General features: G+C 42.7%; 9 protein-coding genes. 6 read left to right on the plus strand and 3 right to left on the minus strand.

The window, feature by feature from the left end; all coding sequences use genetic code 11:
- The first annotated feature begins 91 nt into the window (after positions 1–91).
- A complete protein-coding gene (locus ACPK8D_RS04435; RefSeq protein ID WP_424716630.1) occupies positions 92–1,498 on the plus strand; it encodes an MATE family efflux transporter in 1,407 nt (468 codons plus the stop codon).
- An 86-nt stretch (positions 1,499–1,584) separates the two neighbouring features.
- Here ACPK8D_RS04435 and ACPK8D_RS04440 read toward each other — a convergent pair whose 3' ends face one another.
- Positions 1,585–3,264 carry a vWA domain-containing protein gene (locus tag ACPK8D_RS04440; RefSeq protein ID WP_424716631.1) on the minus strand — a complete coding sequence of 560 codons (1,680 nt, stop codon included), beginning with the start codon at positions 3,262–3,264 and terminating at the stop codon, positions 1,585–1,587.
- 49 nt (positions 3,265–3,313) lie between these two features.
- Positions 3,314–4,900: an AAA family ATPase gene (locus ACPK8D_RS04445; RefSeq protein ID WP_424716632.1), complete on the minus strand. Its 1,587-nt coding sequence runs from the start codon at positions 4,898–4,900 to the stop codon at positions 3,314–3,316.
- Positions 4,901–5,265: 365 nt separating this feature from the next.
- Here ACPK8D_RS04445 and ACPK8D_RS04450 point away from each other — a divergent pair, with 365 nt between their 5' ends.
- From ACPK8D_RS04450 to ACPK8D_RS04470, 5 genes are all read left to right on the plus strand, one after another.
- Positions 5,266–6,966 carry a hypothetical protein gene (locus ACPK8D_RS04450; RefSeq protein ID WP_424716633.1) on the plus strand — a complete coding sequence of 567 codons (1,701 nt, stop codon included), beginning with the start codon at positions 5,266–5,268 and terminating at the stop codon, positions 6,964–6,966.
- A gap of 478 nt (positions 6,967–7,444) precedes the next feature.
- Positions 7,445–8,194, plus strand: a complete 750-nt coding sequence (locus ACPK8D_RS04455) for an ABC transporter ATP-binding protein (protein WP_424716634.1) — start codon at positions 7,445–7,447, stop codon at positions 8,192–8,194.
- Positions 8,195–8,405: 211 nt separating this feature from the next.
- Positions 8,406–9,821, plus strand: a complete 1,416-nt coding sequence (locus tag ACPK8D_RS04460; protein ID WP_424716635.1) for a hypothetical protein — start codon at positions 8,406–8,408, stop codon at positions 9,819–9,821.
- Between the two features lie 94 nt (positions 9,822–9,915).
- Entirely contained in the window at positions 9,916–10,302 is a 387-nt protein-coding gene (locus tag ACPK8D_RS04465) for a potassium channel family protein (RefSeq protein WP_424716636.1), read from the plus strand.
- A gap of 378 nt (positions 10,303–10,680) precedes the next feature.
- Positions 10,681–10,815, plus strand: coding sequence for a hypothetical protein (locus ACPK8D_RS04470; RefSeq protein WP_424716637.1), 135 nt, complete (start codon positions 10,681–10,683; stop codon positions 10,813–10,815).
- A gap of 234 nt (positions 10,816–11,049) precedes the next feature.
- Here the strand turns inward: ACPK8D_RS04470 and ACPK8D_RS04475 are convergent, their stop codons facing one another.
- Positions 11,050–11,901, minus strand: a complete 852-nt coding sequence (locus ACPK8D_RS04475) for a methanogenesis marker 8 protein (RefSeq protein ID WP_424716638.1) — start codon at positions 11,899–11,901, stop codon at positions 11,050–11,052.
- Positions 11,902–12,334 lie beyond the last annotated feature (433 nt).

Below are 12,334 nucleotides of genomic sequence, written 5' to 3' on the forward strand. Positions count from 1 at the left end.
AATTAACACTTGAAGTGAAAAAAGAATGGGAAAAATTAACACTAGAATTGAAGAAAGAATTGGATGAAGTAAAAACTACAGAGAAGAAAAAATGAATGAAAAAAGCGAATTTCTGGGTAAAGAAAGCATTAGAAAGCTTCTGTTCAAGCTATCAGCTCCTATTGTCATCGGAATGCTGGTACAGGCTCTGTATAACGTTGTAGATACTTTTTTCGTGGGAATGGCATACGGAGCAGACAGTATCCAGGCAATAGGCGGACTTTCGATAGCTTTTCCGATTCAGATGATGATTATAGCTTTTGGAATTGTACTCGGGACAGGGGGGTCTTCCATAATCTCGCGTGCCCTTGGAGCACGAAAATATGAAAAAGCCGAAAGGGTACTTGGAAATGTTTTTTCCCTGAGTTTAATCTTAAGTGTACTTATAGCCATTCCCTGCCTTTACTACCTTGACCCGATTTTGAAAGTCTTCGGAGCAACTGCTGGAGTTCTGCCCTATGCCAGAGATTATCTTAATATCATAATCGCAGGAGGAACTACTTTTGTCTTCGGAGTGGCTGTTCAGCATATTGTCCGGTCTGAAGGAAACGCCCGTCTTGCAATGAATGCCATGCTGGTAGGCGGCGGCCTCAATATTTTCCTTGACCCGCTTTTCATGTTTGGCTTCGGAATGGGTGTGAAGGGAGCTGCAATTGCAACTGTACTTTCCCAGGCTGTAGCGTCTGTCTGGCTCCTGCTGTACTACCTCAAGGGAAAAGGAGCTGTGCATTTCAGGTCTGAAACCCTGAAACCCGATCTGAACATTATTAAGGAGATCGGGGTTATCGGTATTGGGCCTTTTGTAATGCAGTGCTCGAACAGTATCATGATGATTTTTGTTTACAATGCACTTGCAACTTATGGAGGAGACGCCGCAATTGCCGTTTTTGGTGTAATAATGAGGATTAACTCTTTCATTTTCATGTCCCTTCTGGGCATGTCCTTTGGTCTGCAGCCGATTGTAGGGTTTAACTACGGGGCAAAAAAGTATGGAAGGATAGTCGAAGCCGTAAAATTATCGCTTGCAGTGACAACAACTATTGGGCTTCTTGGCCTGCTTGTCATTCTCTTCTTCAGGGAGCAACTTCTGGAACTATTTAGTTCAGACCCGCAATATCTGGAGCTTGGGAAAAATGCTATAATGATTATACTTCTGGGGATGCCTCTGGTAGGCATGAATTTGATCACATCAACCCTGTTCCAGGCCCTGGGTAAAGCCAAACCCGCTTTCCTTCTCTCTATCAGTCGGCAGCTCCTCTTCCTGATTCCTGCTATTGTAATCCTTCCCCGGTTCTACAAACTGGATGGAGTCTGGGCGGCTTTTCCGGTCTCGGATTTACTATCATTTATGCTTTCCGGGTTTCTGCTTTTGAGGGTACACAGGATCTTTAAAGAACGCAAAGATTCTTTAGAAGCAGGTGCAGGATCAGAGATTGCAGACAAAACATCGCCTATCTGACATTTCAGATAAGATTTAGATCACAAAAAACACCCCTGAGGAGTAGACCCGGAAATTAAATGGAAAAGAAAGGGAATAACCCTTTCTTAATTTCCTGCTGCACTGAAATCCGTGATTTTCGGTTCCGTAGCCTCGATCAGTCTTACAAACCCGCCGCTGCCTTCGGAATCAAGCTCCATTTCCACAAAATAAGTGTAGTCCGAGATTGCAGAAAGCCCACCTGCGTCTCTGCCGCCTACGATCAGCGAATAGACCTTTGCTTTATACTTCTTTTTTGCCTCTTCCCAGCGGGCCAGTACAAGCTCGTCAGAGATTTCGGATTTGCCGTCGGTTATAAAGAGCAGATCTGCTCCCTGAAAGTCCTTTTCTTTCAGGGATTTGAGGCCTGAGGCAAGGGCGGTATTGAAATCCGTTCCTCCGCCGAAGGTATAGAGAAGGAAGTTCAGGAATTTCTCGGACATTTTTTTCCTGCTGCTGAGCTCGATTTCCAGGTGCTGGCTTGTCGAGGCAAAAAGGATAACTTTCATATCCCGCTGCTGGGAAAGCATCCGTTTTGCCATAGCCAGCACCGCAGACTTGGCCAGGGTCTGGGGAGCTCCGTGCATGGATCCTGAGGTATCTGCAAGCACGATCATAGGGCCTCTGGGCTTTATGCGGGGAGGGCCTGTGTAGTGCTTTCCGAGCAGCTGGTAGCTAAGGAGCTTTCCTTCAAGCATGTCAGCATAGAACTTTTTTTTCAGGGAGGGGTTCAGGAGTTTCGCAGCTTCCATGGGCAGCAGATTATTTATGGAATCGGAAAAACGCACGGTCTGGATCCGGTTTTTCCCGAAAGGTGAGAGGCGTATGCGGTCCGAGGGCGGGTCAAATTCCCGCCTGCCGATAAAATCAATGATTTTCCTCAGGTCAGGGCTTTTTTCAAAAAAGGTCGAATAGTTTTTAAGCATTTTAAGCTGCACGTAGAAAGGCTCTTTTTTAAGCTCTTTTACGGAATAGCTCCAGTTGCGCTGGGGAAAAAGCAGGGCAAGCGTATCGAAAAGCTCCAGGTTTTCTTCCATTTCCGAAACGAATTCGCTCATTCTCCGATACAGCCCTTCCATTACTCTTCCCAGGAATTCCTGGTAGCCATCCGTCTGCATGAAAGTCAGGACAGCATCGGCCAGGACAAATTCTCCGGAATTTCTTCTCTCCCGGTCACTCCTGCCTGAAAACTCCGTAGATGTGCCGTTTCCCCATATGAGAAGGGTTTCTTTCAGAATTTCTTCGAATTGCTTCAGGATCTCATCCATTCCGGCATCGAGTTCCTTAAAATATTCTGCACCGGAAATGCTGGTTGAGGATGCTGAAAAGCGTTCCAGTATCTCATAAACAAGAGGCAGGAGAATTTTCAAGCCTGCAATTCCTGCTCCTCTGCTTTTTTTTGCAATTTTTCGGAGTTTAGGCCAGGGTTTTGAATTTCTCAGCGTAAGAAGAATCGGATAAAAAGCTCCGAAAGTACCTATGAACCTTTCAGGGTCCTTTATCTCATAAGGCTGCCCAAAGAGGATCTCAAGGGTGAGGACTTCGGCTATTTTTTCTCTCACAGGGCGGGGGATAGTTCGAGGAAAAGCTATTGTGCTCCTGAGATCTCTTTCCAGTACGGCAGCAGCCTGGTTCTGGAGAGTAAGCAAATCCCGCAAACCCTTACTTCCTGAGGTTTTGTTTCCTGAAAAAGAGAAGTAAGTTTCAGATGAGGCTGTATTCGGAATATTCAGGAAATCCTCTTCCATATCAAAACCTCATTTAAACTACCTGGTTTAAAGTGTCTGGTCCGGCTCTTTATCTGAGCTTAAATCGGGAGCCAATCCCCTTCATGAAACTGTTGACAGTGCTGCCTGAATCGGGCACGGAAACGTTTTCTATTTCTTTTTTTTCCATTTCCTGTTTTCTCACTTCTTTTACAGGCCTGGATTCAAGCTGTGTCTGCCAGCTCTGTAATCCGAGCATTGACCGGCTTTTTGATATAAGGTCATTGAGTTCGGATAATTCAATACTTCTTGTATCGTGCAGGAGGAGAGCTTCGTTTCTGTCAAGGGTCGAGAGCCAGATATTTGCCTCCATGAGGCTTTTAAGAAGTTCCCTTTCCTCTTCAAGCCTGTATTTTACGCGTTCCACTCGATCGGCCAGGGCTTTCAATTCCTTTTCAAAGACTTCTTTCCGGGCCTGGGGCAAAATGCTTGCTTTTCCAGCCGCTTCCTGGAGAGAATCAATTTCCCTCACAAGGTTGTCGTAAGGATAGATCCTTGAGGCCACTTCCGTTTTAAGCGTATAGCTGTGATTCGGGTGAGAAATATGGTGAGTTTCAATTTCCTGCCTCAGCCGGAATTCCTCTCCGCAGCTGTCGCAGATAACCTTTACAGGAAGCTCGTTTTTCAGGGCAATACTTACCGCAGCCCGGAGATCTTCGGCCTCCTGGCGCAGTTTTTCTGTACTGATGCCGCCTGATATTGCGAATTCAAAGACTGTTTTTCTTATGGTTTCCCGCTCCTCTGGCAGGTTCCAGAGCATGTGCTGAAGCAGGAGTACCATTGTCCTGTCCACGGCCGGGCATCCGCTGCTGCAGGCTGCAACCCTGAGCACCTGAATTACTTTTCTCCAGCGCCGGTCCGAAATTTCAATCTCCTGGAGCTGAAGGCTTTTTCGAAGTTCAGTCACAATGATCTCAACATCAGGGTCAACAGGCAGGTTTTTTGCGTGTTCTCGAAGCCCGTATATTGCAGAAATCCTGATACTTGCAGCAGGCTTGAACTCTTCAGGGCTCCTGAAAAGAAGACTCCGGAAGTTCTCCTCGTCCTGAATATAGGCGAGCCTGTACCTGAATAAAAAGCGGTCATAAAGGGCTTCAAGGCTTTCGTTTTCGTCAGGAAGCTCATTGGATGCCCCGAAAACCGAGAGTAGAGGCACGTCTACAAGCTCTCTCCCATTGTGGTATTTGTGCTCGTTGAGAATGGTCAGGAGGCTATTCAGGATCGCACTGCTCGCTTTAAAAATCTCGTCCAGTAAAGCGATATGGGCAGTTGGAAGGCAGCCCTCGATCTTTCGCCGGAACTCATCTTCTTCCAGGGCTTTTAGGGAGAGCGGGCCGAAAATTTCTTCAGGAGTGGAAAAGCTTGTCAGGAGATAATTGAAAAAATTTCCGCCTTCGATCGACTGGCAGATATTTTTTGCAAGCTGCGTTTTCGCCGTTCCCGGAGGCCCTAGTAAGAGGAGGTTTTCCCCGGAAAGCACGGCAAGGAGAGAGCCGTTGATCTCGGCTTCCCGCTCTTTAAAATAGTCCATAAATGCGGATTTGATCTCAAGAAGTTTTTCTTTCAGGGATAGACCTCCGGTATCAGGATAAAATGGGGAATAAACTTTTGCGGGCATTTCTCGAAAGTGTTTAGCCTGATTCTATTTTGATTCTATTTTAAATCTTCCAATTAGATCCTTGCTAAAAGATAGACCGTGACTTTGAGAAGGTTCCCTGCTCTAACGAAGCTAAAGTAAAGCTTCGCATTTATTGTAAGGAAATTTAATTCAACAGGAATATATGGTGGAAAACTACATACGGTTAAGATAAAATGGGGCGAGATATAGGACGATTGCGACATATAGGACGATTAATACTTCTCATGAATTGAAAAACTAATCTTGCTTTTCACTTATAAGTTGAAGATAAGCATATGGGATAAAGGATGGACGAGCCCACTTTTTACTACTGTGCCCAAAATTATATTGACAGGATAGGGTGCATGTCAGAAATTGAATGTTCTGGCATAAGATCGGAAAGTGATGAGGAAAAAAGAGACCGAGTCAGAACATCCTTACGTGCAGGCCCCTTTCCTGTCATTAATCCATTATCTCTACTTTTTATTGAACAGGGCAGTTCAAATGTAGAAGAAATTAATATTTTGAGAAGGCACTGGGAAATCTACAGAAAAAGTTTTCCTGTGGCAGGAATAGTTTATTCAAATGGAAGGCCACTCATTTTTTGTGCAAAAGTAATGGATTTCATGAACGAAGAGGATTTAACACTCCTATACAAAAATATTCGTGATTCTTTCTTATATTTTACAGATAAATATTCCTTATCAATATCGCAGAAGGGGCAATGCGCACTGACATTATGTTTTGGATTCAGAGACCCTGAAAGTATTGAAATTGCAAAAAAGTTCCTGGAAAGTGGTGGACACGATATGCATTTATTCCGGCGAACTTTTGTTGAGACCTGGATTATGGATTTAAACACTTTAGAGCTGATTCAGGGCGCTGGTTTCCTTCGAAAAACAGGTCAAACAATATCGGAAACCACTGACGAGGTATTGAAGAAAAACAAAGTTTTATGCGTAAACGAGACTAATTTATCGTCAGATGCATTAACCAAACCTTCTTCTTTTATTCAATATATCAAAAGTTTCAATGCCGAAATAGAGGACGGTACATCCGGGGTACCAGCTGAATGGATAGAAAGATTCAGACCGGAGTGCATTAACCTGAAGATACTTTCATATAAAAATCAAATTTTAAAAATTGAAACCGTGATCGAGGGATATGAAAGGAAAATCGGAGAAGAATTACTTTCTAATTATAAAAAAGGCTTTTCTTTTAACAATCTAGATAATGTTTTAACAATTGTTTTGGATAAGCAAAATATTCTTGATAGAATTGAAGAAGATATACTTTCCATTAAAAAACTGAGGTTCCAGTGGAAAGAATCCAGAGAAACTGTAAAAGAAATTCAAGAATCAGTTAAAGCTCTGGACGAACAATATAAAAATTCGTGTTATCAACTTACAAAAACTTTATTCGAGCAGGAAAGGGAAGCTGTCAAAAAGGATCCTGTCCTTAGAAGAATATTTGAGGATGTACTTCAAACTCAGGCTGAGATTATTAAAAGAAATTGGGAAATCCTGGAGCTGCGAAGTAAGAAAGCTGGATTTTTTGATCGAGTAAAATCTGAAACTAAAGTGATGTACCTAAAAGGGATCAATCAGGTATATGATTGGAATAAAGATAAAAAGTGGGTTGAAATCGGAGAAGAGGTTGTAAATTCCTCTCTGATTGTGAGAAGTTTGAGTTCGGTAGAACCGATCTTTAAAACTATCGAAGAGCTGGAGACTGATAGAGAAATCCTGGACACTAAAACTGATCGGGAAATGAAGCTCCAAACTCAGATTAAGAAAAAAATAAAAAGTATGTCGGATAGCAGTGAGTATGCGTATCCATGGCTGGAGCTGGAAGAAAAGCTGATCAGCAGAACCAGAAAAATTAGACAGGAGCTTTCGGAACTGTTTTTGTCTCTGGGCAAATCTTTTCTGATGACCCCGCAGGAAGTTTCCGGATCTAATTTACAGAATTTATACGGTGAAATAAGAGTCAGTGAATCTCAAATAATAGAACTCAAGAAAGAAATAGAAGACCTGGGAATAGAGCTACGGAAATCTATTTCATGAGGGTTTTACTTAAAATTTTTGTGCTGTTCAAGCCTAAACGCCACTACACTTGTTCTAATAAACTCATTGACGAAATAACTCATCCCTATGATGCCTGCCTGAAAGGAACTACTTTTATATATTTTTAGAGAGTTATCTTGAACACTAAAAATATTAATGAATGGAAATGCAAGCTAAATGATTAAAAACAGGCCTGACGCTCAATACTTATCAAAGTTCCTGGCAGTTTATACCGTCAATAGCCTTCGTTTCGTATTATTTTTGCAATAATATTATTTTCAGAATATCCGAAGGACAGGAAGCCTGATAAGGGATGCATAAGTGATTTGTCGAACTGATACATATTGAAGATATTTGAAAACTTATGGTTACTCAAATACTAAAGAAAGTTTTGGCCTTAGCTTCTATGCTGACTGACTATCCGAAGTATGGAAGATGCTGGCTATACAAATTACCGGGTTTTTCAGGAGCCTTAAAGATGATTGAAGTAAACAACCTTTCTAAATTTTATGGAAGTACAAAAGCAGTGGACGACGTTTCTCTTTCTGTCGGGAGGGGCGAGCTTTTTGGGCTTCTGGGCCCGAACGGCTCAGGAAAAACTACAATGATAAAAATGCTTACCGGCCAGATAAAACCGACGTCGGGCTCCCTCATAGTACATGGGGTAAACGTGCTTGAAGACCCTATCAGGGTCAGGGAGCTCGTAGGCGTTATTCCCGAGCAGGAAACTCCACCAAGTTTTTTGACGGCAGAAGAATATCTCCATTTCGTTGCAAAGATCAGGAAAATGGAACACTATGAGAAAACCTGTGAAAGATGGTTTGAATTTTTCGATTTTAAGGACCAGAAAAACTCACTCTGCAAAGACCTCTCAAGAGGCACAAGGCAGAAATTAATGTTTGCGCAGGCTTTCCTGCATGAGCCCAGGCTTGCTATTATCGATGAGCCCCTTATCAACCTGGACCCTGTAATGCAGAGAAAGGTAAAAGATTTTCTTGCAGGCTATGTGAAAAACGGAGGAACGATTTTCATATCCACACACATTCTCGAGATTGCAAAACAGATCTGTACCAGCATTGGGATCATTTACAAAGGAAAGCTGGTCTATGCAGGCCGCCTGGACGACCCTGCCCTCCGGGGCAGGAATTTTGAGGAATTCTTCCTGGATCTCGTAAGCCGACCAGGGAATTCCGGCACTGATTTGAGCAAACCTGCACAGTATGCGTAACAAAATCAGTGTGTGAAATTCCCTAAACAGGCATAAAACTTAGAAAGCCGGCACAAAAAAGAATGAAAACAGTATAAAAGCAAGAATGAAAACAGCACAGAATAAACGGTGAAAGTAGAACAAAGAGAATTAGATGGCACGAAAAAGAATGAAGATTTTACAAAAGGAATGAAACTGGTACAAAAACAGGAACAAAACTGGCAGGGATTTTATGTTTGACATATTCAAAAGCATGCTTAAAGAAGAATGGCGGATGCATTCGAATCTCTTCGGGAACAATGGGTTTTCCTTCTTTCCGGTTTTTATCTTCATGTTCACTTTTTTCGTAAGCCTGGTTCTGCCGATTTTCAGGGAAATCTTTACGTATACCCAGATAGCGCTCGGGATGCATTACCTTTTTTTGCTTCTTGGAGGCATGGTAGGAGCCTTTGGGCTTATAGGCCGGGAATTTATGAACCGGCGTTTCGGGCAGGCAAGCCTGATAGCATACTCTTCAAGGACGCTTCCTGTTTCCGAGAGATTGATCTTTGCAAACTTCCTTGCAAAAGATATCGTATATTACTTTGTCCTCTACGTGCTGCCTTTCATTGCAGGTTTTGCGCTTGCTGCAGCCCTTATCCCGGCAGGGAATTTCCATTCTCCTGTTATCCTTCTCACCCTTCTCCTGACCCTTTCTCTGTCCTTTATGATCGGGCTTTCCATGGTGTTTTTCCTGTCTACGGTCTATGCACATTCCGGAAAGTTGTTGACTTCGGGTTTTCTGGCTGGCTGCATTTCCCTGCTTTTTATTTCCGGAAATCTTGACTCAGGTAGCTTTTATAGCTTGCCCAGCCTTTCTTTTTTCCTGCGTCCTTCAAAAAGCCAGTTCCTGCTATCCTCTGTGCTTATAATCTTCCCTTCGGCCTTATCCCTGATTTTTCTGAAAGTAGATTTCCCCCAGGCGAAGAAGAGCTTTCCAAACTCATTTTCCAGACTGTGCGGGGAGTTTGGTTCGTACAGGTACGCAGCTTTTGTCGCAAAGGATATCCTTGACCTGAAAAGGAGTGAAGGAGGGTTCGGAAAGCTAATTTTCTCGTTCCTGCTCCCTGCGGCTCTTATCTGGACGCTTCTTTCGGCCCTGGGAACAGTTCTCCCGGTTTTGAACACTCTAATCCTGTTTTCCCTTGTTCTGGGAGTACTTTCCTCCTCAATGTATAACTGGCTTACAGAGTACGATATCTTCGCCTCATATGCTTGCTTTCCCCTGAGAGTCTCGGATATGATGAGGAGCAAACTGAACAGTTACCTTTTCCTGAATCTGGTCCCGTTTATACTCCTTATCCTGCTTACCTTTAACAAAGACTCTGGAATTCTGCTACCAGCCCTGCTACTTTTCCTCTCAATTTCATTTTACATGGTTTCAATACTGGTTTACCTGACAGGGCTCTCCCCTTCCATAAACCTCTATAACGGCAGGACTTTTGCACTTTACACATTCTCAGTCATGCCTATCCTGCTGGTTAATGTCATCCTGTCAATGTTCGGCCCGTTTTATATGCTTGTAGACCTTCTGCTGCTGCCTCTTGCCTTTTACCTGCTTGCACAGGGCTTCAGGAAGTGGGACCGGATTGAAAGCCCGCGTTTTTAATCATACCAGCAATTCTGTCCCCGTATCTAAGTTACATCTTTAGTTTACGGCTTGCATAGATTTCTTTTTAAACTTTGATGGAAATACATTCTTAATGTTTCTAAGGACACTGAGAACCCTGCTTAAAGATCCGAGGTTCAGGTCCCTCCTGTATTCAGCTGCGATAACTCTTGCAGTGGGTACTGTCTTTTACCATACAGTCGAAGGCTGGAGATGGCTTGACTCTTTCTATTTTTCGGTTATCACCCTGGCAACTGTGGGCTATGGGGACTTTGCCCCTAAAACCGATCTGGGAAAAATTTTTACTGTTATTTACCTTTTTACGGGAATTGGAATCCTCCTTGGTTTTGTCAATCCTATCGGAGAATATATCGTGGACAGAAGATTCCAGAAAATGGAAAAGAAGAAACAGGAAGGCAAAACATTCCAGGACAAAATTGGTTTCTCCGGGTTATTGGGAAAGCTCAGGGGAAAAAAATAGAATTCACTGCAGGTAAAAGCCTGCGCCAGGAGGCTTGAACTGGTTTATCCTTTTTAAATAACCTATTTTAACATCTATTTTCTTGAGAATTTTTTACTATCTGCTTTCTTGAGAGCCGTTTTTTGATACATGTTTTCTTGAGAACTGGTTTTTGAAATTAAGCTGTGTGAACTTGCAGTACCAGGATTGGGAATGACGAGTTGAGTCAGAAGAAATCAATAAGTTGATAAGAGACTCATGAGTTGAATTATAGATTGATAAGTCGATTCTTCTACAGAAGTATTCGATGAACAATTATTTGAGCTGGAAACTTATATATAACTTAGAGACAGTATAATCAGATACTTATATGAAATATCGATACAGAGGTGTTTCTATATGGCAAAAAGTTCTACAATAGCCGAGAGTCCAAAAGCTGGGGCAGCTTGTGGAAAGCCGCAGGCAAAGGCTCCGGCCGATAAGCCGGCTAAAAAGGATGTAAAACCATCCAAACCAGGAAAAAAAGGAAAGTAATTAACGTAAATTAGTTCTCCAGGCAGTAGATTATCTCGTTAACAGACACCCGAAAAATATATGGAGCACACTAGGAAAATATTGGAGCACAATTAAAATTAGAGCCTTTTGTGTGATATAAAAATTTAAAAAGAATATTACATAACAGGTTAAAAAAGTAGATAAACTACTGCCTGAGCTACTTCCTTAAACCAGATTTATTAGACACAATTTTTATTTAAACCCGATTTTTATTTAAACCAGATTTCTAGGCTGTTTATGTGCAGGCAACACAGGCAGCTTCATAGTATTGATGAGAATCGGGCTTTGAATATCCTTTGCCCTTTCGATCACAAGTTCTTTTCCTTTTTGCGTGAGGGCAAAAAGCGGGATTGCAGCTGCGACCTGCACGAGGGGTTTTGCAAGTTCCCTGATATATCTTGAAGCACAGCTGATTACAATATCCGAGCTTTCCAGAAGTCCCTGTGCTTCTTCCTTGCCCACGCCCGTAACATGTACGGCAATTATTATCAGGTCAAGCCCGAGTTCGGTTTCGAGTTTTCTCAGCTCCTTTGCGGTTTCAGGGTCAGCTACGGTTACTGCAATCCTTCGGTAGCCAAGTTCTGAAGCTTTCCTTGCTCCTCCGACAGGGTCGATGGCCGCAGTTGAGGGATCGAACACGGTTCCGCCGAGTTTCTGGATTCCCTCGATTATGTCGTCTATGGGCTCGGTTTCGATAAGGCCGGACATCCTGCCCCCAATGCCCTGGACAAGAGCAGGGTTACTGGCAATGACAGTGCCTGCCCCGTCGCAGGCAGTTACGGTTGTCTCAAGAAAACCACGTCTGAGGCCTGACATCATGATTTCCGAGGCGCCGAAAGCCACATAGGTATCAAGTTCAAGGAGTTTGCGTCCGGGCGTGAACATCCCTACATCGCGAATCCGGGACTCAATATTCTTTTTAACCTCTTCTTGAGTGATATTCTGGACCTCTCTTAGCTTTGAAAAAAGAGGGCACCATTCAATTTCCGGTATCCCGACTTCCACAACCCTGCCGTCTTTTACGACTACTCTTGCTTTTCCCAGTAGTTCCATTATATGAGGCATGTAAACACACTCTATTAACTTTACACTCTATTTACAACGTATTTTGTTAACAATATACTCCATTAACATAAGAAATAAGCTGGACCATTAACATGAGAAATAAGCTCGATATAGATAATACTGTGCGGTTCGCCTGCGATTTTTCTTCAAAGTGCTCATATATAATACGCTATGGTCTATTAAACTTGGATAATAAGGAGACTGAAGAAGCAGACTGATAAATAACAGACTAAAACAAACGATGAAATCAGAATAATGAAATCAGAATAAGTGAATCGAAATAATGGATCGAAATAATGGATCGAAATAATGAATGAGCCTATCCCAAAACTTGAAACTACTTCACTGAAGCTTGGATTCAAGATAATCAATCGAACTCATGGTTACGAAAATAATTTTTAAATTCTTAATGATGTAGAAATAAACTTGGTTT

The sequence above is a fragment of the Methanosarcina sp. genome (assembly GCF_049706645.1).
GTDB lineage: Archaea > Halobacteriota > Methanosarcinia > Methanosarcinales > Methanosarcinaceae > Methanosarcina.